We start from the raw sequence: 25,432 nt of genomic DNA, 5'->3' as shown, positions 1-25,432 counted from the left end.
CGAACCGCCTCCTGCGGCTCAGGTGGCCTCGCTGTCGTACGGCACCCCGGCCGGCGAAGCGGCGATCGTGTCGGGCACCGCTGCCGCAGGGGCTGCAGGGGTCGCAGCGACGAGCGGCGTCGCCGGCTTGACCGGGGCATCCTCGATCAGCGCCTCGCGGATGATCCGCCGGGGATCGTACTGGCGCGGATCGAGCTTGCGCCACTCGATCTCGTCGAAGTCGTCGCCCATCTCCTCCTTCACCCGGGACCGGGCGCCGTCGACCCAGTCGCGGACGCGACGGGTGAAGCGGGCGAGCGCGGCCGCATAGCCCGGCAATCGCTCCGGTCCGAGCAGGAGTGCCGCGATGAGGGCGATGAGGAGGATCTTCTCCAGATCGAGCCCGTTCGACATGCTTCCCAGGTTACCCGTGCGCCTGAGGGTTCCGCGCGTCTGCGCCGCTTAGGCTGGCGACGGAGGTGCGCACACATGGGCGATCACGAGGCGGTACGACGGTTCGCGGCCGAGGCGACGGTGGAGCCGGACGCCATCGCGCGGGCACGGGCGCACGCGCTGGAGATCGGCGCCGCGCCCGTGAGCGCCGAGGTCGGCGCGCAGATCGCGGTCATCGCGGCGGCGACCCGCGCCTTGAACATCGTCGAGATCGGGACGGGCGGGGGCGTGTCCGGCCTGTGGCTGCTGCACGGCGCCCCGCGCGCGACCCTCACCACCATCGACAAGGAGCCGGAGCATCTCGCCGTCGCGCGACAGGCCTTCATCGACGCGCGGGTCCCGACGGCCCGCGCGCGCTTCATCACCGGCCGGGCGTCCGACGTCCTGCCCCGCATGAACGAGGCTTCCTACGACATCGTCGTCGTCGATGCGGATGCGGACGGCGTCATCGAGTACGTCGAGCACGGGCTGCGCCTGGTGCGCGCCGGCGGCACGGTCCTCATCCCCCGGGTCCTCGCAGGCGGCGCGGTCGCCGACCCCGTCAAGCGCGGTCCCGTCGAGTCGGCGTACCGCTCGCTCATCCACGAGACGCAATCCTCGCCCGCCGTCCTCGGCGCACTGTCCATCGTCGGCGAGGGACTCCTGCAGCTGACGACCGTCCAGACCGAGGACCGCTGAGCCGAGGCCGCACCGTCCTCGCGGATACACGACGGAAGGCCGGTCCGCAGCGGACCGGCCTTCCGTCGTCGAGCAGGAGTCAGGCGGCGCCGACGACTCCGCTCAGGACGCTGTGGAGTTCCTTCGCCTCGTCATCGTTCACCGAGACGACAAGTCGACCGCCCCCCTCGAGCGGGACACGCACGATGATGAGACGGCCCTCCTTGACGGCCTCCATAGGTCCGTCTCCGGTGCGCGGCTTCATGGCTGCCATTGTGGGGCTCCCTCTTCTTTTCGGCCTACCCCTTTAGTCTACCCAATGGGCTGTACGCCTTCGGCGCGCAGAGCGCTCAGCGGACCCATATCGTCACGGAATCCGGAAGAACGTGTCGCCCCTGGCCAGCATCTCGTGGATCCACAGCCACTGGCCGCCGAGGCACACCGCGAGGATCATGACGCGCCACCACAGAGGCCTCGGCACCGCGACGGCGGCGGCGACCGGGGTGAGCGGGAGGAGCAGGCGGAAGATGCTCGACTGCGGGAAGAAGACGGCGAGCAGATAGATGAGATAGCTCGCACCCCAGAGGCGCACCTCCGGTCCGAGCGCGCGGACCTGCGGCAGGCGGACCATCGCCACGACGACCGCGACGACGAGCACGACGAGTGCGACCGGGCCGAGCCAGGTGGGCAGTCCCCACAGCCCGAACCAGACGATGGATGCCCGGACGAAGCCGCTGACCGGGAAGAAGCCCTCCTCGGCGCCGACCCAGCTGCGCCGCCAGGCGAGCTCGGTCTCGAGGTAGGCGGTCGGGTCCCCGGCGACGATCCCCGCGATCACCTGCCAGGAGAATCCGACGGCGGTCGCAAGGGCGCCGAGCGCGACGATGTGGACGATCTGCGAGACGGGGAGCGCATCACGGTGCCGACGCAGCCACCGGTGGATCCCGTACAGGCCGAGGAACAGCGCGAACGCGAGGACCCCGGGTCGGGTGAAGCCCATGAGGACGACGAGCGGATACAGCCACCAGAACGACCGACGCGCGACTGCGAGGATCGCGAGCAAGAGCCAGAGCAGGAAGAGCGACTCGGCGTAGCCCATCTGGAACAGCGCCGCGAGCGGTCCGCTGGCGAAGAAGACGACCGCCCAGAGCGCCGCGCCGTCGCCGATCCGCTCCCGCAGGAGTGCGAAGAGCGCCAGGGATGCGGCATACCCGGCCACCACCGCCACGGTGACCGCCGCGATCGGGTATCCGCCGAGGAGGGTGCCGAGCGCATTCGAGATCCACGGGTAGAGCGGCATGAACGCCCACGCGTTCTCGGCGACCTGGCCGGTCTCGTTCAACGGCAGCTCGCTCGGGTACCCGTTCGCCGCGATCAGCCAATACCACTGCGCGTCCCACCCCATCGCGAGCGATCCGATGGTCGCATCCGCTCCGAAACGCGAGCTGGGTCCGGAGAGCTCCGCTGCGAACCAGAAGAACAGGGTCGTGACCAGGCGACCGGTCACGTAGACGAGGGCGACGGTGCCCGCGACGGATGCGGCGGACCTCAGGCGCCGCTCAGCCATGCCCGCAGGCCCCGCTCGACATCCTCGATCTGGGACAGCGGGACGCGCTCCTCGTCGTGATGCGCGAGATGCGGGTCGCCCGGTCCGTAGTTGACGGCGGGAACGCCGAGGGCCGAGAAGCGGGCGACGTCCGTCCAGCCGTACTTCGGCTTCGGCACCGCGCCGACAGCCGCGACGAACTCCTGCGCGAGCGGCGCGTCGAGGCCGGGGCGCGCGCCCTCGGACAGGTCCACGATCTCGATCTCGAACCCCGCCAGGACGTCGCGCACGTGCGCCTCGGCGGCCGCGGCATCCTTGCTCGGCGCGAAGCGGTAGTTGACGTCGACTTCGCACGCGTCGGGGATGACGTTGCCTGCGATGCCGCCGCGGATCGCGACGGCGTTGAGCCCTTCGCGGTACAGCAGCCCGTCGACCTCGATCTCGCGAGGTCGGTACTCCGCGAGGCGGCTGAGGATCGGCGCCGCCTTGTGGATCGCGTTCTCGCCGATCCACGCGCGGGCGCTGTGGGCGCGGACACCCGAGGTCCGGACGACGGCGCGGAGGGTACCGTTGCACCCGCCCTCGACCTGCCCGTTCGAGGGCTCTCCGAGGATCGCGAAGTCGGCCGCGAACAGGTCGGGACGGCTCGCTGCGAGACGGTTCAGTCCGTTGAGGTCGGCCGCGACCTCCTCGTGGTCGTACCACATCCACGTGATGTCGACCCGCGGGTCGATCAGCTCCGCCGCGAGCTTCAACTGGACGGCGACGCCCGCCTTCATGTCCACGGTCCCCCGTCCCCAGAGGTGCGGCACACCGTCGACCTCGACGTCCCGTGTCGGCACGTTGTCGTTGATGGGGACCGTGTCGATGTGGCCCGCGATCGCGACCCGCTGGGCGCGACCCAGGTTCGTTCGGGCGACGATCGTGTCGCCGTCCCGGTGGACCTCGAGGTGCGCAAGGCCGCCGATCGCCTCGTGGATCGCGTCGGCGAGGGTCGTCTCGTCGTCGGAGACGCTCGGGATGTCGCAGATGGTGCGGGTGAGGTCGACGGACGAGGAGCGGAGGTCGAGCCGAGGCATGACGTCGAGTCTAACGAGCGCCCGGTAGCCTGGAACGATGAGCGAATCGCGGTGGGTCTGGGGTGTCGGTCTGGCGACGAGGAGTGCAGACGGCACCGTCCTCGACACCTGGTACCCCACCCCTGCCACCGGTCGCGCGCCGTCGGACGCCGACACCTCCGCACTCGACGAGCACGCCGGCGCCGACGCGCGGCGGGGGGTGACGCTCGAGGTCGTCGTCGTCGAGGTGGATCTGGATGCCGCCCCCGCGGACACGTCGGATGCCTACCTCCGACTGCACGCACTGTCGCACCGTCTCGTCGAGCCCAATGGACTCGACCTGACCGGCATCTTCGGCCACCTGCCGAACGTGGCGTGGACGAATGCCGGCCCGGTGCACCCCGACGACCTTGTCCGGCTCCGTCCCGGGCTGCAGCACGCCGGCATCCAGGTGCAGGGGCTCGACAAGTTCCCGCGCCTCACGGACTACGTCGTCCCGCCGGGCGTGCGTGTCGCGGACGCATCGCGCGTGAGACTCGGGGCCTACCTCTCCCCCGGGACCACCGTCATGCACGAGGGCTTCGTGAACTTCAACGCGGGGACGCTCGGCGCCTCGATGGTCGAGGGCCGCATCTCCCAGGGCGTCGTCGTCGGCGACGGCAGCGACATCGGCGGCGGCGCATCGATCATGGGCACCCTGTCGGGCGGCGGCACCCACCGGGTCTCCGTCGGCGCGCGGACGCTGCTGGGCGCCAACGCGGGCATCGGCATCTCACTCGGCGACGACTGCATCGTCGAGGCGGGGCTCTACGTCACCGGCGGCACGAAGGTCGTCCTCGTCGGCGAGGCCCCCTCCCACGACGGCACGAGCCCGACCGTGAAGGCGGCCCAGCTCTCGGGGCAGCACAGCATCCTGTTCCGCCGCAATTCCGTGACCGGCGCGGTCGAAGCCGTCCGACGGGGCGGCGCCGGCGTCACCCTGAACGCCGACCTGCACGCCTGACGGCACCTCCGCACGACACGACGAAGCCCGCCCTCGATGCGAGGGCGGGCTTCGTCGTCGGTGGGTCAGCCGTGGACGGGGTAGTCCCGCTCGGTGGCTCCGATGTACAGCTGCTGCGGACGACCGATCTTCGTCTGCGGGTCGTTCTGCATCTCGCGCCAGTGCGCGAGCCATCCCGGCAAGCGACCGATCGCGAACAGCGGGGTGAACATCCGGGTGGGGAAGCCCATCGCCTTGTAGATCACGCCGGTGTAGAAGTCGACGTTCGGGTACAGGCGACGCTCCTTGAAGTAGTCGTCGTTGAGCGCGATCTCCTCGAGCTCGTTCGCGAGGGCGAGGAGCGGATCCTCGACGCCGAGTTCGCGCAGCACCTCGTCGGCCGACTCCTTCACGAGCTTCGCCCGCGGGTCGTAGTTCTTGTAGACGCGGTGACCGAAGCCCATGAGCTTCACACCGTCCTCCTTGTTCTTCACCCGCTCGACGAAGCGCTGGACGCTCTCGCCGGAATCGCGGATGCGGGCCAGCATGTCGAGGACGGCCTCGTTGGCGCCGCCGTGGAGCGGTCCGTAGAGGGCGTTGATGCCGGCGGAGATCGAGGAGAACTGGTTCGCACCGGTCGAGCCGACCAGACGCACCGTCGAGGTCGAGGCGTTCTGCTCGTGATCCTCGTGGAGGATCAGCAGCCGCTCGAGCGCCCGGGACATGACCGGGTTGATCTCGTAGCGCTCGGCGTTGTTGCCGAAGTTCAGCTTCAGGAAGTTGTCGACGAAGCTCAGCGAGTTGTCGGGGTAGAGGAACGCGTGTCCGATGCTCTTCTTGTGCGCGTAGGCGGCGATGACCGGGAGCTTCGCGAGCATTCGGATCGTGTTCAGCTCCACGTGCTCGGGGTTCTGCGGGTCGCTCTGTCCCTCGTAGTAGGTCGATAGCGCCGCGGTGGCCGCCGAGAGCACGGACATCGGGTGCGCGGTGTGCGGCAGCGCCGAGAAGAAGTGCTTCAGGTCCTCGTGCAGCAGGGTGTGGCGACGGATCTTCTCGTCCCACTCCCCGAGCTCGTCGGCGGTGGGGAGCTCGCCGTACAGCAGGAGCCACGCGACCTCGAGGTAGCTCGAGTGCTTCGCGAGCTGCTCGATGGGGTATCCGCGGTAGCGGAGGATGCCCTGATCACCGTCGATGTAGGTGATCGCGGACTTCGTGGACGCCGTGTTGACGAAGCCGTAGTCGAGCGAGGTGTGGCCGGTCTGCTTCGTGAAGGTCGAGAAGTCGACGCTCGGCACCCCTTCGCTGCCGGCGACGAGCGGAAGCTCCGCGGTCTTGTCGCCTACGGTCACGGTGGCGATCTGGGGGGTGTCCGCGTTGGTCACGAAGCCTCCTTGCGGTCGTCGGGAGCGGTCTTTACAGCCTAACGGTGAGTTTGCGCTTGTCCTGACGCGCCCAATGGAAGCCGGGAACCGTCAGAGGATTCCTACGAATCCCCCGATGCCGACAAACGCCGTGCGGCCTCGGCGATGCGCTCGTCGGTCGCCGTCAACGAGAAGCGCACGTGCTGCGGGTAGTGGGCACCGTAGAAGTGCCCCGGACCGGCGAGGATGCCGAGGTCCGCCAGCCGGTCGAGGGACCGCCAGGCATCCTCCCCCGCCGTCGCCCACAGGTAAAGTCCGCCCTCACTGCGATCGATGCGGAACCCGGTCGCCTCGACGGCGGGCTTCAGCGTGTCGCGCCGGCGACGATAGGTCAGGCGCTGCTGCTCGACGTGCGCATCGTCCTCGAGCGCGGCGATCATGGCCGCCTGCACCGGCCCGGGCACCATGAGCCCGAGGTGCTTCCGGGCGGTGAGCAGCGACGCGACGACGCGCGGGTCCCCCGCGAGGAACGCCGCGCGGTAGCCGGCGAGGTTCGACTGCTTGCTCAGCGAGTAGACCGAGAGGATGCCGGTCACGTCGCCGTCCGTGACGCGGGGATCGAGCGCGCTCGGAACCGCGGCATCCGCCCACGGCCCGTCCCAGCCGAGCTCGGCGTAGCACTCGTCGGACGCGATCACCGCCCCCAGCTCGCGGGCACGGGCGACCGCGGCCTGGAGTGCCGGCACGTCCAGCACACGACCGTCGGGGTTCCCCGGCGTGTTCAGCCAGACCAGTCGCGTGGTCTCCGGCCACTCGGCCGGCTCGTCGGAGGCGAGCGGGGTGGCACCCACCAGGCGCGCACCGACCTCGTACGACGGATAGGCGGCGCGGGGGTGGACGACGGTGTCGCCGGCGCCGAGGCCGAGCAGCAGCGGCAGCAGCGCGACGAGCTCCTTCGAGCCGACCGTCGGGAGGACGTGCGCGGGGGTCAAACCGGGCACGCCGCGACGGCGCGCGTACCAGCGCACGATCGCTTCGCGCAGCGCGGGCGTGCCGACGGTCTGCGGGTACGCGTGCGCATCGGTCGCCCGAGCGATGGCATCGGCCACGACGGCGGGTGTCGGATCGACCGGCGAGCCGACCGAGAGGTCGACGATGCCGCCCGGGTGCCGCCGGGCACGCTCGGCGTACGGCGCGACTGCGTCCCAGGGGTAGTCCGCGAGGTCGTGGACGCTCATGCGGGCGCGTTCAGTGGGCCTGGGGCGGCAGGGCGGAGATGACGGGGTGGTCCTTCGCGATGACTCCGACCTTGGCGGCGCCGCCGGGCGAGCCGATGTCCTCGAAGAACTCGACGTTCGCGGTGTAGTAGTCCTGCCACTCGGACGGGAGGTCGTCCTCGTAGTAGATCGCCTCGACGGGGCAGACCGGTTCGCAGGCACCGCAGTCGACGCACTCGTCCGGGTGGATGTACAGCGAACGCTCGCCTTCGTAGATGCAGTCGACGGGACATTCGTCGATGCAGGCACGGTCCTTCACATCCACGCACGGGAGAGCGATCACATACGTCACGGATCGAGTCTAGTTCGTCGTTCGAGAGGCGGATGCCGAGGGCCACGCCACGACGAGGGCGGCGACCAGCGGCACCACGAACGTCCAGATGAGCCCCGGTGTGATCGTCGCGCCCTCCGGCGGCGCGGGGACGACGACCGATCCGCCCGGTCCCTCGTTGGCGAACACCAGCGTGGCGATGAGCGCACCGAGCCCCGCCGCGAGGGCCGAGGTCCGCTCCCCCGTCAGCGAGCGGACGGCGACCAGGAGCGCGATGAACCCGATGGATGCCACCACGAGCCCCACCGGGACGGGCCCCCACAGGGCCGCGTGGCCGATGGTGCCGGCGACACCGTAGACGCCGCCGATCACCGCGGCGAGCACCCAGGTGGCGATGCGGGCGAGGACGGCGTTCACCACCACAGTCTAGGCGCGGGTCCTTCTCGGCACGGCCGCGCTCACGCCGCCCAGCCGGCGAGGCGCAGGACGGCGGCGACTCCTGCAGCGACCGCGACGACGACGAGGAAGGGTGCGCGCGCGGCGAGCAGTCCCGCCGCGACCAGGATCGCGGGGAGACGGGCGTCGACGACGATGGCCTGTCCAGCGCCGAAGGTCTGCACGACGACCAGCGCGGCCAGCAGCGCGACCGTGAGCAGGTCGATCGTCCGACTCGATCGGGCACCCTCGAACCACCTGGGCGGCACGAGGTAGCCCACCGTCTTCAGGGCGACGCACACGATCGCGGCGACGAGGATGGCGTGCCAGAGGGTCACGGCGTCGCCTCCGTCCCGGCCACGCCCGACGACCGGTCGCCGAACCAGTTCGTCCAGCCGACGACGTGGGCCACGAGTGCCGCGACCAGCACGGGCAGACCCGGCATGAGGACGGGTGTGGTCAGCGCTGCGACGACGGCGGCGGCCGCCCCGACCGCGATCGCCTGGCGCCGGCGGATGCGCGGCCACAGCAGCGCGAGGAACGCCGCCGCTGCGGCGGCATCGAGACCGTAGGCACGGACGTCACCCAGGACGTCGCCGAGCAGCGCGCCCCCGAGGGTCGTCAGGTTCCATCCGATGTAGACCCCGACACCGGTGACCCAGAACCCGATTCGGCGGGCGCCGGCATCCTTCTGCGCCAACGCCACGGCCGTCGACTCGTCGATGGTGAACATGGACGCCGCGGCACGACGCCAGAACCCGGTGCCGACGACCGAGGACATCCGCAGGCCGTAGGCGACGTTCCGGACGCCGAGGAGGCCTGCCGAGGCGATCGCGGCGCCTGCGACGCCTCCCCCGCCGATGACACCGACGAACGCGAACTGCGATCCCCCGGTGAACATGAGCAGGCTCAGCACGCAGGTCTGCCAGACGTCGAGCCCGGAGGTCACCGCGAGCGCGCCGAACGACACGCCGTAGGCGCTGGTCGCGAGCACGACACCGAGGGCCTGACGCCACGCGGCGCGCTGCGGCGACTCCCCCTCGGTCACCGTCGCAGCGGTCAGGCGTTCGCGTCCTGACGCTTCAGACGCGCAGTCGCACGACCGCGCTCCGTCGCGTCGAGGACGACCTTGCGGATGCGCACCTTCTCCGGCGTGACCTCGACGCATTCGTCGTCACGGGCGAACTCGAGGCTCTCCTCGAGGGTGAGCACGCGCGGCGGCGTCATGGATTCAAAGGAGTCGGACGTCGACGAACGCATGTTCGTGAGCTTCTTCTCCTTCGTGATGTTCACGTCCATGTCGTCGGCGCGCGAGTTCTCGCCGATGACCATGCCCTCGTAGACCTCTTCGGTCGGCTGCACGAAGAAGCTCATGCGCTCCTGCAGCGCGATCATCGCGAACGGGGTCACGACGCCGGAGCGGTCGGCGACGATCGAGCCGTTCTGACGCGTGGAGATCGCACCGGCCCACTCGTCGTAGCCGTGCGAGATCGCGTTGGCGATACCGGTGCCGCGCGTGATCGTGAGGAACTCGCTCCGGAAGCCGATGAGGCCGCGGGACGGGACGATGAACTCCATGCGCACCCAGCCGGTGCCGTGGTTGGTCATCGTCTCCATGCGGCCCTTGCGGCCGGCCATGAGCTGCGTGATAGCGCCGAGGTGCTCCTCGGGGGCATCGATCGTGAGGTGCTCGAACGGCTCGGTCAGCTTGCCGTTCTCGTCGCGGCGGGTGACGACCTGCGGCTTGCCGACGGTCAGCTCGAAGCCCTCACGGCGCATGTTCTCGACGAGGATGGCCAGCGCCAGCTCACCGCGGCCCTGCACCTCCCACGCGTCGGGCTTGCCGATGTCGACGACCTTCAGCGAGACGTTGCCGATGAGTTCGCGGTCGAGGCGGTCCTTCACCATGCGGGCCGTGAGCTTGTGCCCCTTCACCTTGCCCATGAGGGGCGAGGTGTTCGTGCCGATCGTCATCGAGATGGCGGGGTCGTCGACGGTGATGGCGGGCAGCGGCCGGACGTCCTCGGGGTCGGCGATCGTCTCGCCGATCGTGATCTGCTCGATGCCGGCGATGGCGACGATGTCGCCGGGGCCCGCCGACTCGGCCGGGAAGCGCTCGAGCGCCTGCGTCTTCAGGAGCTCCGTGATGCGGGCGTTGGTGTGCGTGCCGTCGTGGCGCACCCAGGCGACGGTCTGGCCCTTCTTCAGCGTGCCGTTGAAGACACGCAGGAGCGCGAGACGTCCGAGGAACGGCGACGAGTCGAGGTTCGTGACCCAGGCCTGCAGCGGCGCCTCGTCATCGTACGAGGGGGCCGGGACGTGCTCGAGGATCGCCTCGAACAGCGGCTCGAGGTCGTCGTTGTCGGGCAGCGAGCCGTTGTCGGGCCGGGTACGCGAGGCGGCGCCGGCGCGCCCCGAGGCGTAGACCACCGGGACGTCGAGCAGGGCGTCGACGTCGAGGTCGGGGACGTCGTCCTGCAGGTCGGAGGCGAGGCCCAGCAGCAGGTCGTGCGCCTCCTCCTCGACCTCGGCGATGCGCGCGTCGGGACGGTCGGTCTTGTTGACGAGCAGGATGACCGGCAGCTTCGCCTCGAGCGCCTTGCGCAGGACGAACCGGGTCTGCGGGAGCGGGCCCTCGGAGGCATCCACCAGGAGGACGACCCCGTCGACCATCGACAGCCCGCGCTCGACCTCTCCGCCGAAGTCGGCGTGGCCGGGGGTGTCGATCACGTTGATCGTGATCGGCTGGTCGGTGTGGGCACCGTTGTAGGTGATCGCCGTGTTCTTGGCGAGGATCGTGATGCCCTTCTCGCGCTCGAGGTCGTTCGAGTCCATCGCGCGCTCTTCGACGTGCGCGTGCTCGCCGAACGAGCCGGTCTGGCGAAGCATGGCGTCGACGAGCGTCGTCTTGCCGTGGTCGACGTGCGCGACGATCGCGACGTTGCGGAGGTCAGGACGAAGGGCGTGCGCCATGAAGGGGGTTCCTTGCAGAGAGGGTGGTGCCGGGATGCCGACACCCCACTTTACCGCAGCCGCCGACACGCCGACGGGGCGAGGACCGTCCGGTCCCCGCCCCGCCGTCTCACGCGAGTGGGCTGCTTACTCGGCGGCCCAGCCGACGTTGGCCCAGTCGATCGTCTCGAACTGCGTCGCACCCCAGTTCACGAGGCCGTCCTTGACCGCGTAGACGTTCGGGAGCGGAGCGATCGGGAACATCGGGACGTAGTCCCAGATCACGTCGTTGATCTCCTTGGCGATCTCGATGCGCGCATCGGCGTCGAGCTCGGCGTTGGACTGGTCGTACAGGTCGCCCAGTCGGTCATCCGTCGTGCCGGTGAAGTTCGACTCCGAGTCGATCGGGTAGTACAGCGCCTCCGACGACGAGATCGGGAACGCCGTGCCGACCCACGAGAACGACACCATCTCGAAGTTGCCCGGGATGACGTAGTCGCTGAAGTAGGTCGCCGCGGGGACGGTCACGAGCTCGACGGGGATGCCGAAGTCCTCGAGGTCGGCCTGGACCTGCTCGGAGCGCTGGATGTTCGTCGCGGTGTCGGCGGGAACGGTGACGGTCAGCTCGAGGGCCTCGCCGTCCTTCGTCCAGCCGTCCTCGGCGCTGCCCTCGTACCCGGCCTCTTCGAGGAAGGACGTCGCGGCTTCGGGGTCCACGGGCAGGCCCTTGTCCTCGTAGCCGTTCTGTCCGGGCATGAAGATGTAGTCGCCCTGGGTGATGGGCGGCGCACCGACGGGCGTGTTCGCCGATGCGGCGATCTGCTCGCGGTTGACGACCGAGGCGACGGCCTTGCGGACGTTGACGTCGGCCAGCGGGCCTTCCTTGGCGTTCATCGTGACGTGCGTCCACGTGGTGCCGCCCGAGGTCTGGATCTCGGCGTCCTCGCGGGTCTGCGCCGTCTGGTACAGGTCGGCGTTCGCCGAGATGTACAGTGCGTCGATCTCCGAGTTGGCGAACGAGGCACCCTGCTGGTCCTGGCTGACCGCACGGTGCAGCACGCGCTCGAGCTTCGGGGTCTCGCCCCACCACTCGGGGTTTCGCTCGAGCGTGACGACCTGGCCCGTGGTGTCGATGTCGGTGATGCGGAAGGGTCCCGACGAGGGCACCGCCTTGGTGCGGTAGCCGTCGTTGTACGCAGCCGGGTCCTCCGAGATCGCCGCGGGCAGCAGGCCGCCCGTGAACAGGCCCTGCCAGTCGGCGTAGACGCTCGAGAAGGTGATGACCATATGGAACTCGTCATCGCCCTGCTCGATCGAGGAGATGTCCTCCCAGCCGGCGGTCGACGCCGGGATGTAGGCGTCGTTCGAGCCGTTCTGGGCCTCCCAGAACGCGATCCAGTCGGCGACCGTGATCGGCGAGCCGTCCTCCCACTTGGCGTCGGGGTTCAGCTTGATGTCGACGACCTGCGGGTCGTCGCTGGTGACCTCGGCCGAGCTCGCGTAGTTCTCGTCGACGACGGGGGTGCCGTCCTCTTCGATCTTGAACGGGCCGCCGGTGGTCGCCTCGACGATGTCGACGGTGTCCGCCTCGTTGCCGTCGACCTGGTTGATGTTGAACTGCACCGGAAGGGAGCTGACGGCGAGGGTCAGCGTCCCGCCGTCCTGGACGTCGGCCGCATCGGCGCGGACCCACGCCGTAGCCGGGAGCTCCGGACCCGCCGACTCGGTCTGGGTGGGCGCACCGGTGTTGCCGGCGGCGCATCCCGAGACCACGAGTGCGGCGGCGCCGAGCAGCGCCAAGGATCCGAACGGCTTCGCACCGCGAATCTTCATGTGATTGTTCCTCTCGTCTTCCTTCAAGGGACCACTGGCGGAATGGTGCCTCCGCCGGCGGGGTTCAGGGGGCCGCCGCCAGGGCAGCGGCATCCACCAGCGTCGACTCGTCGACGTGGTGGCAGGCGACACGGGCAAGCCCGCGCGGTTCGAGCTCGGGGTCGACGGAGCGGCAGCGTTCCTGCTGCTCCTCCCCTACGAGCTTGTACAGCGGGCAGCGGGTGCGGAATCGGCATCCGCTGATCTCCTGCGTCGGACTCGGCAGGTCGCCCTGCAGCAGGACCCGGGTGCGCCCGCGCTCGATGCGCGGATCGGGGATCGGGGCAGCCGAGATCAGCGCCTTCGTGTACGGATGCCGGGGGTTGTCGAACACCTCGGCGATGGGACCCTGCTCGACGACCGACCCCAGGTACATCACGGCCACGTCATCGGCGATCTGCCGCACCACGGCGAGGTCGTGGGCCACGAACAGGTAGGACAGACCCAATTGGACCTTGAGATCCTCGAGGAGGTTGATGACACCGGCCTGGATCGACACGTCGAGCGCCGAGACCGGCTCGTCGAGCACGATGACCGAGGGGTTGGTGGCGAGGGCACGCGCGATGCCGATCCGCTGACGCTGACCGCCGGAGAACTCGTGCGGATACCGATCGGCCATCGACTCGTCCAGACCGACGAGATCGAGCAGCTCCAGCGCCCGGCGGTCGCGCTCGGCCTTCGAGGCGCCGAGCGCCCAGAGCGGTTCGGTGATGACCTCGCCGATCGGCAGGCGCGGATCGATGGCGCCCATCGGGTCCTGGAAGACGATCTGCAGATCCTTCCGGAGGGCGAGACGCTCGCGCTTGCTGAGGGATGCCACGTCCTTCCCGTTGATCCGGACCGATCCGCTCTGCGGCGCCGTCATCTCCATGATCTCGAGGATGGTCGTCGTCTTCCCGCATCCGGATTCGCCGACCAGGCCCATCGTCCGTCCGGGCTTCAACGAGAACGAGACGCCGTCCACGGCGCGGACCGTGCCGACGCGACGGGCGAAGACGCCGCCCCGCATCAGCGGGAAGTGCCGTTGCAGGTCGGTGACCTCGACCACGGGCGGTGCGCCGTCGTCGACCCGCTTCGCGTCGACGATCGGCTCGGCGACCGGGAACACCTCGCCGCGAGGCAGCTCGCCCCGGACGATCTCATCGCCGCGGATGCAGGCCGCGACGTGATCGGGACCCGACACCGGATCGTGGGCGATGAGCCCCGGTTCGACCTCACGGCAGGCGTCGACCGCGATCGGGCAGCGCGCCGCGAAGGGGCATCCCTGGGGCAGCGCGGCCAGGGACGGCGGGCGGCCCTCGAGCGGCACGAGCCGGTGCGTCCCCGCCGTCAGCATGTTCGGCACCGAGCGGAGCAGGCCGATGGAGTACGGCATCTGCGGCTCGTGGAACACCTGGTCGGTGGTCCCGAGTTCGACGAGCTTGCCGGCGTACATGACGCCGACGCGATCGGCGTGCCCCGCCACGACACCGAGGTCGTGGGTGATGAGTACGACGGCAGCACCCGTGATCTCCTTGGCCTTCTCGAGGACTTCGAGGATCTGCGCCTGGATGGTCACATCGAGCGCCGTCGTCGGTTCGTCGGCGATGATGACGTTCGGGTCGTTGGCGATCGCCATCGCGATCATGGCCCGCTGCCGCATCCCGCCGGAGAACTCGTGCGGATACGCCTTGGCCCGCCGCTGCGGGTCGGGGATGCCGACGGTCTTGAGCAGCTCGACCGCGCGCGCGCCGGCCGCCTGCGCCGAGAGGCGCGAGTCGTGGAGGCGGAGCGCTTCGGAGATCTGGTCGCCGACGGTGTAGACGGGCGTCAGCGCGGACAGCGGATCCTGGAACACCATGGCGAGCTTCTTGCCGCGGATGCGGGACAGCTGTTTGTCGTCCATGCCGAGGAGCGACTGCCCCTCGAACTCGATGGATCCCTCGATGCGCGCGTTCGAGGGCAGCAACCCCATCACGGCGAGCGACGAGACCGACTTGCCCGAACCGGACTCGCCGACGATGCCGAGGAACTCGCCCGGGTGGACGTCGTACGAGATCCCTCGGACGGCCTGCACGTCGGACGAGCCGCGCTGCGGGAAGGTGACGGTGAGATCGCGGACCGACAGGATCGGCGAGGACCCCCCGGCACGGGATGAGCTGGAGGTGAGGAGGGGTTCAGGCACGGTTTGCTCCGGAGGTGGGGTCGATCGCGTCGCGGAGCGCGTCGCCGATGAGGCTGATCGCGAACAGCAGTGCGATGAGCACCGCCGCCGGGAAGACGAACAGCCAGGGGCGGGTGAGCGCCGCGGACGTGCCGTCGGCGAGGAGCGTCCCGAGCGAGACGTCGGGCTTCATGACGCCGAAGCCGAAGTAGCTGAGGGACGTCTCGGACATGATCGCCGCGACGATGCCGAGGGTCGCGTCGATGATCAGCAGCGAGGCGATGTTCGGGATGATGTGACGACCCAGGATCTTACGCGTCGGGAGCCCCATGTAGCGGGCCGCCCGGACGAAGTCCCTGTTGCGCAGGGAGCGCGTCTGGTTGCGGACCACCTGCGCCATGATCATCCAGCTGAAGATCGCGAGGAAGAACGTCAGCGCGATCCACGAGAGGCTGCGGAAGAGGGGGCTCAGCAGGACCAGGATGAAGAACGACGGGATCACGAGCATGAGGTGCGTGATCCAGCTGATGATCTTGTCCGTCGCGCCGCCGACGTAGCCCGCGACGGATCCGATGATCGCAGCGAGCAGGGTGCCGAGGACGCCCGCGACCAAGCCGATGATGAGCGACTTCTGCAGCCCCGCGACGGTCTGCGCGAAGATGTCCTGCCCGATGGCGTTCGTCCCGAACCAGTGCCGGAGCGTCGGCCCCATCCCCATGTTGAACGCATCGCGGTCGGTGATGGACCACGGCGTGAGGAACGGGCCGACGATCGACAGCAGCACGATGAGCGCGAAGGCGACGGCACCGACCCAGAAGCGGGGCATCGCCCGCAGGCGGCGCCACACCAGCGCATTCCGCGACAGCGGCTTGCGGCTGTGGGTGATCGACTTGTCTTCGTCGAGCGAGGCCTCGACGGCCTCCTGCTGAGCGATGACCATGTCAGCTCCTCACTCGGGGGTCGAGGGCGGCGTAGAGGATCTCGGACGCGGTCGAGGAAAGCAGGACCAGGACGGCGATGAAGAGCGTGGAACCGGCGGCGGCGTTGACATCATTGGTCGTGACGGCCTGGAGGGTGAACTGTCCCATGCCCCGCCAGCTGAAGACGATCTCGAGCATCGCGGACCCGGCGATCAACGTGCCGAAGCCGTAGGCGAAGAACGTCGACATCGGGATGAGTGCGATGCGGACTCCGTGACGGAAGAGCGCCGGCCCGCGCTCCAGGCCCTTGGACCGCGCGGTGCGGATGTAGTCCGCGCCGAGGACGTCGAGCATGACGCTGCGCTGGTAGCGCGAATCGGTCGCCGCAGTCATGAGGACCAGCGCGATCGTCGGGAGGAGGAGATGGATGCCGCGATCGAGCGTCAGATCCCACCAACTGCCGCTGATGCCTGCGCTGTATTCCCCGGTGAAGGTGATCAGCTGACTGCCCACCGCGTTGTTGAGCGCGGTCGCCGCGATCATGAGGAGCACGCCGATGACGAAGGTGGGCGTCGCGAAGATGAGGAACGACGAGTAGGTGACGATCTGATCGCTCGCCCGGTACTGGCGCACCGCACCCCACACGCCGAGCAGGACGCCGATCACGGCGCCGAGGATCGAGCCGATCAGCAGCAGACGCAGGCTGGCGCCGGAGCGCGCGACGATCTCGTCCATGACCGGCTGGCCGCCGACCGTGATGCCGAGGGAGCCCTGCGTGAACAGGCCCACCAGCCAGTGCCACAGCCGCACGATGACCGGGACGTCGGGGCTCTGACCGAGCGCGGCGAGCGACGCGTCGATGGACTCCTGCGGCGGGCGGGGGTTCATGCCGTAATAGCGATCGCCGGGCTTGAAGATCGAGCTCGCGAGCACGTACGCGATGCACGTGGCGATGAGGCTCAGGATCGCGTAGTTGACGAACCGGCGGAGGACGTACAGCGTCACCGGGCGGACCAGGTGGCTCGGGTCGCGGGCAGAGTCATGGTGGTGCTCTTTCTCGGGCTTACGCGCTCTTGCGTTGCGTCAGTACAGCCGGAACCGGGTCCGACGTGTCGACCCTAACTCGGTCATCAACGCTGACAGGACCGTGTGGAGAACTCTTTGTATGAACGTAACATTGCGTGACCTGCTCGCAAAATGCCTGTGAACACGCCGCAAAATCACCAGTCCGCTCAGCTGAAGCCGTTCGAGATGATCACGGCGCCCAGCACCCAGAGGACGAGCACACCGAGTGCGATGACCGCGGGGACGTCCCAGGATCGCGTGACGGCGCCCTCTCGGGAACCGGTCTCGGTCGCGTGCTCCCATTGCTCCCGGATGAGCGCCAGGTCGCGCAGAGCGGGTGGCTGACGATGCCGCGGATCCGGCGCGCCGCGGAGCCCCGGCCGCGTGGGACGGCCCGCCACGGGGCCGCCGAAGGCGCCGACGGGCTTTCCTTCGTCGAGGACGAATCGCACCTGGTAGCGGAACGCCACATCCGTGACACGGCGCCAGGGGATTCGGATGCGTCGGAGGCCGTTCTGCACCGTCGCGCCCTCGCCGTCGATGGCGACGTGGGAGAGGTAGGTCGAGACGTAGATGACCCAGAGGACGATGAGCAGCCACGGTGCGATGAGGAACGTCTGCGCCCAGCCCGCGCGGACGACCGCGTCGATCAGCAGCAGCAGCGTCACGATGCCGCCGACGATGAGCGCGACCGTGCCGGAGGCGGCACGGAAGACGCGAGGACGGACGGGGCGGGCAGGATGACCGCCCCGTCCGTCGCGGGGTGCGTCCGTCACGCACGCCCTCCGAGCGGGATGTCGGCGCCGGGGATGGCGTCCAGCAGTCGCCGGGTGTACTCCTCGGCCGGCGACGCGAAGATCTCGTCGACGGTCCCCTGCTCGACGACCCGTCCCTGCTCCATGACGCAGACCAGATCGGCCGCGACGCGGACGACGGCGAGGTCGTGGGTGATGAACAGGTAGGTGAGATCGAGCTCGGACTGCAGGTCGGCGAGCAGGCGCAGGATCTGGTCCTGCACGAGCACGTCGAGGGCCGACACCGCCTCGTCGAGGACGACGATCGACGGCTTCAGTGCGAGCGCGCGGGCGATCGCGACGCGCTGACGCTGCCCTCCCGAGAGCTCGTTCGGATAGCGCCATGCAACCTCACGGGGCAGTGAGACCTGCTCGAGCAGTTCGAACACCCGGGCTTCGCGCGACGTCACGTCACCCACGTTGTGGACGCGCAGCGGTTCGGAGATCAGCGCGCCGATGCTGCGGAGCGGATCCAGCGACCCGTACGGGTCCTGGAACACCGGCTGCATGCGGCTGCGGAGGCCGAACACCTCCTTGCGGCTCATGGCCGAGGTGTCGGCGCCGTCGACGAGCACGGCGCCGCTCGTCGGCTGCTCCAGCTGCAGGACCATCTTCGCGACGGTGGACTTGCCCGACCCGGACTCCCCCACGAGGGCGAGCGTCTTGCCCTTCGGGATCTGGAACGAGACGCCGTCGACCGCACGGAACGGTTCGCTGCGGAACCCGCCGGAGCGGATCTTGTACTCCTTGACGAGATCGCGGACCTCGACGACGGGCTTCTGGTCCACGACCTCCGCGAGGTGCTCGACGCCGCGATCCTCGACGACCGCCTGGATGCGCTGCGACGCCAGGCTGGGTGCCGCGGCGACCAGACGCTGCGTGTAGGGGTGCTGCGGGTTCTCCAGGATGATGCGGCTCGGACCGGCCTCGACGATCTCACCCTGGTTCATGACGACGATGCGGTCCGCGCGCTCCGCGGCGAGCCCGAGGTCGTGCGTGATGAACAGCACCGAGGTGCCCTTCTCCCGCGTGAGAGAGGCGAGGTGGTCGAGGATGACCCGCTGCACCGTCACATCCAGGGCGCTGGTGGGCTCGTCCGCGATCAGGAGCTTCGGATCGGCGGCGAGGCCGATGCCGATGAGGGCGCGCTGCCGCATCCCGCCCGAGAACTGGTGCGGGAACTGATGCATCCGTCGCTCCGCGTCCGCGAGGCCCGCCTGCTTCAGCACCTCGATCGCGCGGGCGCGGGCCTCCCGCTTGGTCGAGGCGAGCCCGTTCGCGCGAACGGCCTCCTCGACCTGGAAGCCGATGGACCACACCGGGTTGAGGTTCGACATCGGGTCCTGCGGGACGTAGCCGATGTCACGACCGCGGATGGCCTCCATCTCGCGGCGGCCGGCCTTCGTGAGGTCGACGCCGTCGAGCATGATCGATCCGCCCGTGACCTTGCCCGTCCCGGGCAGCAGATCGATGACCGCGGCGGCCGTCGTCGACTTGCCGGAGCCGGACTCGCCCACGATCGCGACGGTCTCACCGGGGAAGACATCGAGGTCGACGCCGTGGAGGACCTCGCGCTCCTTCTTGCCCGTCGCGAACGCGACCTTCAGGTCGCGGATCTGCAGCAGCGGTTGCGTCACGACGCTCTCCCTCTGGGCGCCGCGCAGGGTCGCGCGGCTCGTCTGGTTCTCGGTGGTGTCGGTCATCGCTGTGCCCTCGACTTCGGGTCGACGGCGTCGCGGAGCAGCTCGCCCAGCGTGATGAACGCGAGGACGGAGACGGTCAGAGCCAGCGAGGGCCAGAACAGCGACAACGGAGCCGTCCGGATGGACTGCTGCGCGTTGCTGATGTCCGCACCCCACGACACCCCGCCGAGGCCGAGACCGAGGAAGGACAGCGTGGACTCGGCGACGATCGCGGTGCCCAGACCCAGGGTCGTGACGACGATGACCGGTGCCATGGCGTTCGGAATGACGTGGGAGAGCATCGTGCGGAACCGCGAGAGACCGATCGAGATGGATGCCGTCACGTAGTCGGATTGCTTGACGCGCAGCACTTCGGCGCGAGCGATGCGTGCCGTGCTCGCCCAGGAGAAGCCACCGATCGCCAGCGCGAGGATGAACGCGTTCTTGTACTCCGCGAGGACGGACATGACGACGACCGCGGCGACGATGTACGGGATGGTGAAGAAGATGTCGCCCACACGCGACAGCAGCGAGTCGAGGAAGCCGCCGTAGAAGCCCGCAAGAGCGCCCATGATCAGCCCGATCACGGTCGAGATGGCCGTCGCCATGACGCCGACGGACATCGAGACGCTCGTGCCGTGGACCACCCGCGACCAGATGTCGCAGCCCAGGAAGGTGTAGCCCAACGGGTGCCCCGCTTCCGGGCCGCCGTTGCTCTTCGCCAGGTCGCAGGCGCCCCCGGAGGGCGCGACGGAGGTGAACAGGTTCGGAGCGATCGCCATCACGACGATCAGGAGGCAGAACGCGACGGACACCCAGAACATCGGACGGCGACGCAGGTCTCGCCAGGCATCCAGCCAGAGGTTGCTCTTCTTCTCTGAGAGGCGGACCTGATCGACGACGACCTCGTCGGACGCGACCGGTGCGACGTAGTGCGTGGTGTTACTTGACATAGCGGATCCTCGGGTCGAGCAGGCCGTACAGAAGGTCGACCACCAGGTTCACCAAGACGTAGATGACGACGAAGATGGTGACGAACGAGACGACCGTCGGCGTCTCGTGGCGGATGATCGCGTTGAAGAGGGTGTTGCCGACACCCGGCACGTTGAAGATGCCCTCGGTCACGGTGGCGCCGACCATGAGGACGCCGAACTGCGTCGCGGTGTCGGTGACCATCGGGATCATCGAGTTGCGCAGCACGTGGACGGGGATCACACGACGACGGGAGAGTCCCTTGGAGTACGCGGTGCGGACCCAGTCCTGCCCGAGGGACTCGATCATCGACGCTCGGGTCAGACGCATGCTGGACGCGTAGATGCTGAACCCCAGCACGATGGCCGGCAGCCACAGGTCGCCCCAGTCGTTCTGCCCGCCGACGGTGGGCTTGAACCATCCGAGCTGAACGCCGAGGAAGTACTGCGCGAGGAAGCAGAGGACGAAGATCGGGATGGCGATGAACACGAGCGCGGTGACGAGGGCACCGTGGTCGAAGAGCGAGCCCTTCCAGATGGCGGACAGCGCGCCGATGACGATCGCGAGGACGAAGGCGATGGCGACGGACATGATCGCCAGACGCATCGTCACGGGGACCGTCCGTGCGAGCACGTCGTTCACACTCTGACCCGAGAACGTCGTCCCGAAGTCGAGTCGCAGGATGCCGCCGAGGTAGTTGGCGTACTGCACGATGAACGGCTCGTTCAGCTTGTACTGGTCGCGGATCGCGTCGATCACTGCTTGCGGCGGTTGCTTGTCGCCGAACAGGGCGGCGACGGGGTCACCGGGCAGCCCGAAGACCATGTAGTAGATCAGCAGAGTCGCACCGATGAAGACCGGAATGACCTGAAGGATCCGTCGGAGGATGTAATAGGCCACCCTCGGCCCCCTTCCAGGGAAGACGTTCTCTGTGCACGCGCACGAAGAAGGGCCCCGCTCAGCGGTGCCCCTTGATGTTCCATCCTCCGCCCCGAGTCTGGGAGAACGGTGGGATGGTCGGGTCACGCCACGAGGCGGTGACGGGTGACCGTCACCGCCTCGTGTGAGGTGATGCTGTGTGCGGGATTACTTGGTGATCGCGGAGTACAGCGGCACGGAGTTCCAGCCGAACTCGACGTTCTGCACGCCGTCCGCCCAGCCGCCGTTGACGTTCGAGTACCAGAGCGGGATCGCCGGGAGGTCCTCGAAGAGGACCGACTGCGCCTCGAGGAGGGTGGCGTTCCGAGCGTCCTCCTCGGTCTCGCTGATGCCCTCGGAGAGGAGCTGGTCGAAGCGCTCGTCGGAGTACTTGCCGTCGTTCGAGCCGGCGCCGGTCGCGTAGAGCGGGCCGAGGAAGTTGTACAGACCGGGGTAGTCGGCCTGCCAACCGGCACGGAACGCGCCGACCTGCTCGTTGTCACGGGCGTCGAGGTAGGTGGCGAAGTCCGGGAAGGGCTCGCCGACCGCGGTGATGTCCAGCGCACCGGAGATGGAGTTCGCGACCGCGTCGACCCAGGTCTGGTGACCGCCATCGGCGTTGTACGCGATGGTGAAGTCCTCGCCGCTGTACGGCGCGATCTCGTTAGCTTGGTCCCACAGCTCCTTGGCGAGCTCCGGGTCGTAGTCCAGGACCTCGTTGCCGGGGACCGAGTCGCTCCAGCCGTCGATGACGGGCGAGGTGTAGTCGGATGCCGGGGTACGGGTGCCCTTGAAGACGACGTCGGTGATCTGGTCGCGGTTGATGGCGTGCGAGATCGCGGCGCGGCGGAGCTTGCCCTCTTCGTCGGTCTGGAAGCCGTCGAGCCACTCGGGGATCGTCAGCGACTGGAAGATCGCGGCGGGCTGGTTGACCGAGCGGCCGTCGAGGTCGGTCTCGTAGGTCTCCAGCGCGCTGTCGGGGATCGCGTCGAGGACGTCGAGGTTGCCGGCCTGCAGGTCCTGGTACGCAGCATCCTGGGTCGCGTAGAAGACGATGTCGAGACCGCCGTTCTGCGGCGCACGCGGGCCGTCGTAGTCCTCGTTCGGGACGAGGTCGATCCGCACGTCGTGCTGCCACGCGCCCTCTTCGGCCAGCTTGTACGGGCCGTTGCCGATCGGGTTCTCGCCGAAGGCGTCCATGTCCTCGAAGGCCGCGTCGGGGAGCGGGTAGAACGCCGAGTAGCCGAGGCGCTGCGCGAAGTCGGCCGCGGGCTTGTTCAGCGTGATGGTGAAGGTGTAGTCGTCGACCTGCTCGAGACCCGTGAGCTCGGAGTCCTCGTCGTAGCTGAAGCCCTCGATGTCCTCGAAGAAGTACGACGCGTTCTGCGCGTTCGAGAGCAGTGCGCCGTAGTTCCAGGCCTTGATGAAGTTGTCAACAGTGACCTCTTCACCGTCGGTGAACGTGAGACCCTCGCGGATCTTGACGGTGAGCTCGGTGGGCGAGTCGACCGTGATCTCCTCGGCGACGTCGTTGACGACCGAGCCGTCGGCCTCGTAGGAGATCAGGCCCGCGAAGATCGAGTCGACGACCTTGCCACCACCGGTCTCGTTGGTGTTGGTCGGGATGAGCGGGTTCTGGGGCTCCGAGCCGTTGGTCGTGATGACCGCATCGGTCGGCTCGCCGCCGCCGTTGCCGCCTTCGTTGCCGCCGCCGCCGCTGGCGCAGCCCGCGAGCACGAGGCTGGTGGCGCCCAGCAGGGCGAGGCCCGCCACGCCGATCTTGTTGCGCTTCAAGGTGTCCTCCAAAGAGACCGAATGAAAGCCCGGGTCGTGGCTTCCGCGACCCAGGCGTGATGAACAGCACACTAAGCACCTTGAGCGCAATGCGACAAATCTCTCGCGATACCGTTACACAGGCTTTACTTGCAGGCGCGTCGATCGAGCAGTCTGATCTGTGCGTCCCGGATGACACGGACGCATGGCTGAACGTGGCATCCTGACCGGATGGCCGCATCCGACGCCCTCTCCCCTCCGGCGCACCTGCACAGTCGCGCTCGCCTCTGGTGGGAGATCGGCATCGTCCTCGCCCTGTCCCTGGGGCGCTCGGCCGTGTTCTCGGTGCTCGCGCTCATCGAGGCGCTGACCCGCGCACCGCTCGGCGAACAGCAGACGTCCATCAACCCGGGCGCGGCGCCGTCCGAGGGTTGGGACGTCGCGCAGCAGCTGCTGTCCGCGGTCTTCGCCTTCGCACCGGTCGCCTTGGCGATCTACTTCCTCTGGGAGCCGGCGCGATCCGGCTTCGCGAAGATCGGCCTCACTTTCGATCGCTTCGGCCGGAACGTCGGCGGTGGACTGCTGCTCGTCCTCGTGATCGGCGTGCCCGGTCTCGGGCTCTACGCGCTCGGCCGCACGCTCGGGATCACGGTGCAGGTGGATGCCTCGCCGCTCGACTCGTCGTGGTGGACGGTCCCGCTCCTCCTGCTGGCGGCGCTCAGGGCCGGCCTGCTCGAGGAGGTCGTCATGGTCGGCTATCTCTTCGACCGGCTGCGCCTGCTCGGGTGGAGCACGTGGACCATCATCATCTCGACGGCTGCGCTGCGCGGCTCATACCACGCCTACCAAGGCTTCGGACCTCTGGTCGGCAACATGGCCATGGGCGTCGTGTTCGGGTGGGTCTACGCGCGCTGGGGCCGGGTGATGCCGCTGGTCGTCGCGCACGTCGTCATCGACATCGTCGCGTTCGTCGGCTACCCGCTCGCCGCCGCCTGGTGGCCCGGGGTGTTCGCCCCGCCGGCCTGACGCGCGGCGGCGCTCGCGCGGGCGCACCGGCACGGGGGCGCGTGGGTCCGACGCCTTCGCCCGCGAGACTGCACGCCCATGGCGAGACTGCGGCCTCGCGCCGCAGTCTCGCCGCCCGCGTGCAGTCTCGCGGACATGGGCGACGTCTTCTCCACGGCGCTCGGTGCGAGCGCGGGTGTCCACGGGGCGCGTCGCGGCGGGACGCAGCCGGGCGTCATGCGGCGAGGGTACTGGTCATGCCCGCGATCCTCCGACCGACGCCCGTTGCCTGCCCCGTCCCCCTCCTGCGGGCGCGAGACGTGCCGAGGGCGGCCCGCGCCGCCGCTCGCGGCGACCTCGTGTCCGTCGTGCGCGGCGTGTACGCACCGACGTCCCTGTGGCGACTGCTCCCGCCGTGGCTGCGCTACCTGACCCGCATCCATGCCACGGTCCTGCAGCATCCCGGACTCGTCCTCAGCCACGAGTCGGCCGCTGCGATCTGGGGGATGCCCGTCCTCGGCGATCCGGTGATCGTCCACGCGCTGGGCGACCCCACCCGCACCTCGCGCCTGCACGCCGGCCTTCGCATCCACACGACCACGGGCGCACGGGACGTCGTGGACCTCGGCGGGTTCGCAGCCGTCTCGCCGTCGGACTGCGCCGTCGACCTCGCTCGTGCGCGGCATGCCGTCGTGGGGCTCATCGCCGCCGATGCCGCGCTGCGCCTCGACGCGGCCGCATCCGTCGAATCCCTGGTCGAGCAGAACGAGCAGCGTCCGAGCTCTCGGGGACGCCGGGTCGCGCGGTGGGCACTGGGGCGCGCTCGCGCGGAGGCGGAGTCGACACTCGAGTCAGCGAGCCGGGCGATCATCGAGCTGCTGGGCTACGAGGAGCCCGAGTTGCAGGTCGAGTGGCGCCACCGTTCCACCGCCGACCGCACCGACTTCTGGTGGCCCGCTGCGGGCATCGCAGGCGAGGCGGACGGCGACCTGAAGTACGACGGCCGCTTCGGCGACCCCGTGTCCTTGCTGCGCGCGCGCCGCGAGCGCGACCACCGGCTCCGGACGCACGGCATCCGCTCCGTCCTGCACTGGGGCTGGTCAGACCTCGTCGATCCGGACGCGCTCGACGGCATCCTGCGCGGCGCCGGGCTCCACCGCGTCGCGACCCCCGACCCGTACCGCCTCGCGACGGCCCGGGTCGCCCTCGACGCCCGCCCCTCCTCCGCGAGACTGCACGGTCGCGGCGAGACCGCGGTCTGAAGCCGCAGTCTCGGCGGCCACGTGCAGTCTCGCGGGAGGGAGGCGGGGCGGAAGG

Annotated in this window: 24 protein-coding genes; 4 read left to right on the top strand and 20 right to left on the bottom strand. The window is 69.1% G+C overall.

The window, feature by feature from the left end; genetic code table 11:
* Nucleotides 1-18 precede the first annotated feature (18 nt).
* Nucleotides 19-393, bottom strand: a complete 375-nt coding sequence (locus KZX17_RS10625; protein WP_248173037.1) for a Sec-independent protein translocase TatB — start codon at nucleotides 391-393, stop codon at nucleotides 19-21.
* Between the two features lie 75 nt (nucleotides 394-468).
* On the opposite strand from KZX17_RS10625, the gene KZX17_RS10620 reads away from it, so the two are divergent.
* Nucleotides 469-1,110 carry an O-methyltransferase gene (locus KZX17_RS10620; protein ID WP_248173034.1) on the top strand — a complete coding sequence of 214 codons (642 nt, stop codon included), beginning with the start codon at nucleotides 469-471 and terminating at the stop codon, nucleotides 1,108-1,110.
* A gap of 79 nt (nucleotides 1,111-1,189) precedes the next feature.
* Here the strand turns inward: KZX17_RS10620 and KZX17_RS10615 are convergent, their stop codons facing one another.
* The 3 genes from KZX17_RS10615 to dapE all read right to left on the bottom strand — a co-directional run bounded on the left by KZX17_RS10615 (nucleotide 1,190) and on the right by dapE (nucleotide 3,714).
* The gene (locus tag KZX17_RS10615; protein ID WP_064506455.1) at nucleotides 1,190-1,363 is read right to left on the bottom strand and encodes a DUF3117 domain-containing protein; all 174 of its coding nucleotides are present in this window, start codon (nucleotides 1,361-1,363) and stop codon (nucleotides 1,190-1,192) included.
* A gap of 93 nt (nucleotides 1,364-1,456) precedes the next feature.
* A complete protein-coding gene (locus KZX17_RS10610) occupies nucleotides 1,457-2,656 on the bottom strand; it encodes a hypothetical protein (protein WP_248173031.1) in 1,200 nt (399 codons plus the stop codon).
* The gene (dapE, locus tag KZX17_RS10605; protein ID WP_248173029.1) at nucleotides 2,638-3,714 is read right to left on the bottom strand and encodes a succinyl-diaminopimelate desuccinylase; all 1,077 of its coding nucleotides are present in this window, start codon (nucleotides 3,712-3,714) and stop codon (nucleotides 2,638-2,640) included. The genes KZX17_RS10610 and dapE overlap by 19 nt, the downstream gene beginning before the upstream one ends.
* Nucleotides 3,715-3,751: 37 nt before the next feature.
* Between dapE and dapD the strand changes: the two genes are divergently transcribed.
* A complete protein-coding gene (gene dapD / locus KZX17_RS10600) occupies nucleotides 3,752-4,696 on the top strand; it encodes a 2,3,4,5-tetrahydropyridine-2,6-dicarboxylate N-succinyltransferase (protein WP_248173027.1) in 945 nt (314 codons plus the stop codon).
* 65 nt (nucleotides 4,697-4,761) lie between these two features.
* Here the strand turns inward: dapD and KZX17_RS10595 are convergent, their stop codons facing one another.
* The 16 genes from KZX17_RS10595 to KZX17_RS10520 all read right to left on the bottom strand — a co-directional run bounded on the left by KZX17_RS10595 (nucleotide 4,762) and on the right by KZX17_RS10520 (nucleotide 23,131).
* Nucleotides 4,762-6,057: a citrate synthase gene (locus KZX17_RS10595; protein WP_248173025.1), complete on the bottom strand. Its 1,296-nt coding sequence runs from the start codon at nucleotides 6,055-6,057 to the stop codon at nucleotides 4,762-4,764.
* Nucleotides 6,058-6,158: 101 nt separating this feature from the next.
* Entirely contained in the window at nucleotides 6,159-7,274 is a 1,116-nt protein-coding gene (dapC, locus tag KZX17_RS10590) for a succinyldiaminopimelate transaminase (RefSeq protein WP_248173023.1), read from the bottom strand.
* Between the two features lie 10 nt (nucleotides 7,275-7,284).
* Complete coding sequence (gene fdxA / locus KZX17_RS10585) at nucleotides 7,285-7,605, bottom strand: ferredoxin (protein ID WP_248173021.1); 321 nt, start codon at nucleotides 7,603-7,605, stop codon at nucleotides 7,285-7,287.
* 9 nt (nucleotides 7,606-7,614) lie between these two features.
* Nucleotides 7,615-8,001 carry a histidinol dehydrogenase gene (locus tag KZX17_RS10580; protein WP_248173019.1) on the bottom strand — a complete coding sequence of 129 codons (387 nt, stop codon included), beginning with the start codon at nucleotides 7,999-8,001 and terminating at the stop codon, nucleotides 7,615-7,617.
* A gap of 41 nt (nucleotides 8,002-8,042) precedes the next feature.
* Nucleotides 8,043-8,357, bottom strand: a complete 315-nt coding sequence (locus tag KZX17_RS10575; protein ID WP_248173017.1) for an AzlD domain-containing protein — start codon at nucleotides 8,355-8,357, stop codon at nucleotides 8,043-8,045.
* Nucleotides 8,354-9,067 carry an AzlC family ABC transporter permease gene (locus KZX17_RS10570; protein ID WP_248173015.1) on the bottom strand — a complete coding sequence of 238 codons (714 nt, stop codon included), beginning with the start codon at nucleotides 9,065-9,067 and terminating at the stop codon, nucleotides 8,354-8,356. Before KZX17_RS10570 ends, KZX17_RS10575 begins: the two co-directional genes overlap by 4 nt.
* A gap of 11 nt (nucleotides 9,068-9,078) precedes the next feature.
* The gene (typA, locus tag KZX17_RS10565; protein WP_248173001.1) at nucleotides 9,079-10,992 is read right to left on the bottom strand and encodes a translational GTPase TypA; all 1,914 of its coding nucleotides are present in this window, start codon (nucleotides 10,990-10,992) and stop codon (nucleotides 9,079-9,081) included.
* 126 nt (nucleotides 10,993-11,118) lie between these two features.
* Entirely contained in the window at nucleotides 11,119-12,804 is a 1,686-nt protein-coding gene (locus tag KZX17_RS10560) for an ABC transporter family substrate-binding protein (protein ID WP_248172997.1), read from the bottom strand.
* A gap of 64 nt (nucleotides 12,805-12,868) precedes the next feature.
* Nucleotides 12,869-15,007 (bottom strand): dipeptide ABC transporter ATP-binding protein, encoded by a 2,139-nt coding sequence (locus tag KZX17_RS10555; RefSeq protein WP_248172994.1) that lies wholly within the window; start codon nucleotides 15,005-15,007, stop codon nucleotides 12,869-12,871.
* Complete coding sequence (locus KZX17_RS10550; RefSeq protein ID WP_248172991.1) at nucleotides 15,000-15,926, bottom strand: ABC transporter permease; 927 nt, start codon at nucleotides 15,924-15,926, stop codon at nucleotides 15,000-15,002. The genes KZX17_RS10555 and KZX17_RS10550 overlap by 8 nt, the downstream gene beginning before the upstream one ends.
* A gap of 1 nt (nucleotide 15,927) precedes the next feature.
* Nucleotides 15,928-16,911, bottom strand: a complete 984-nt coding sequence (locus tag KZX17_RS10545) for an ABC transporter permease (protein ID WP_248172988.1) — start codon at nucleotides 16,909-16,911, stop codon at nucleotides 15,928-15,930.
* Nucleotides 16,912-17,138: 227 nt separating this feature from the next.
* Nucleotides 17,139-17,747, bottom strand: coding sequence for a PH domain-containing protein (locus KZX17_RS10540; RefSeq protein ID WP_248172985.1), 609 nt, complete (start codon nucleotides 17,745-17,747; stop codon nucleotides 17,139-17,141).
* Nucleotides 17,744-19,468 (bottom strand): ABC transporter ATP-binding protein, encoded by a 1,725-nt coding sequence (locus tag KZX17_RS10535; protein ID WP_248172982.1) that lies wholly within the window; start codon nucleotides 19,466-19,468, stop codon nucleotides 17,744-17,746. The genes KZX17_RS10540 and KZX17_RS10535 overlap by 4 nt, the downstream gene beginning before the upstream one ends.
* Nucleotides 19,465-20,400 carry an ABC transporter permease gene (locus tag KZX17_RS10530; protein ID WP_248172979.1) on the bottom strand — a complete coding sequence of 312 codons (936 nt, stop codon included), beginning with the start codon at nucleotides 20,398-20,400 and terminating at the stop codon, nucleotides 19,465-19,467. The genes KZX17_RS10535 and KZX17_RS10530 overlap by 4 nt, the downstream gene beginning before the upstream one ends.
* Nucleotides 20,390-21,319, bottom strand: coding sequence for an ABC transporter permease (locus tag KZX17_RS10525; RefSeq protein WP_248172976.1), 930 nt, complete (start codon nucleotides 21,317-21,319; stop codon nucleotides 20,390-20,392). The genes KZX17_RS10530 and KZX17_RS10525 overlap by 11 nt, the downstream gene beginning before the upstream one ends.
* Nucleotides 21,320-21,505: 186 nt before the next feature.
* Nucleotides 21,506-23,131, bottom strand: coding sequence for an ABC transporter substrate-binding protein (locus tag KZX17_RS10520; protein WP_248172973.1), 1,626 nt, complete (start codon nucleotides 23,129-23,131; stop codon nucleotides 21,506-21,508).
* 210 nt (nucleotides 23,132-23,341) lie between these two features.
* Between KZX17_RS10520 and KZX17_RS10515 the strand changes: the two genes are divergently transcribed.
* Nucleotides 23,342-24,136 carry a CPBP family intramembrane glutamic endopeptidase gene (locus KZX17_RS10515; protein ID WP_248172970.1) on the top strand — a complete coding sequence of 265 codons (795 nt, stop codon included), beginning with the start codon at nucleotides 23,342-23,344 and terminating at the stop codon, nucleotides 24,134-24,136.
* 236 nt (nucleotides 24,137-24,372) lie between these two features.
* Complete coding sequence (locus tag KZX17_RS10510) at nucleotides 24,373-25,377, top strand: hypothetical protein (protein WP_248172967.1); 1,005 nt, start codon at nucleotides 24,373-24,375, stop codon at nucleotides 25,375-25,377.
* Nucleotides 25,378-25,432 lie beyond the last annotated feature (55 nt).

Source organism: Microbacterium sp. EYE_78, from assembly GCF_023149035.1.
In the GTDB taxonomy this organism is placed as follows: domain Bacteria; phylum Actinomycetota; class Actinomycetes; order Actinomycetales; family Microbacteriaceae; genus Microbacterium.
This window is presented reverse-complemented; position numbering and strand designations above follow the sequence as displayed.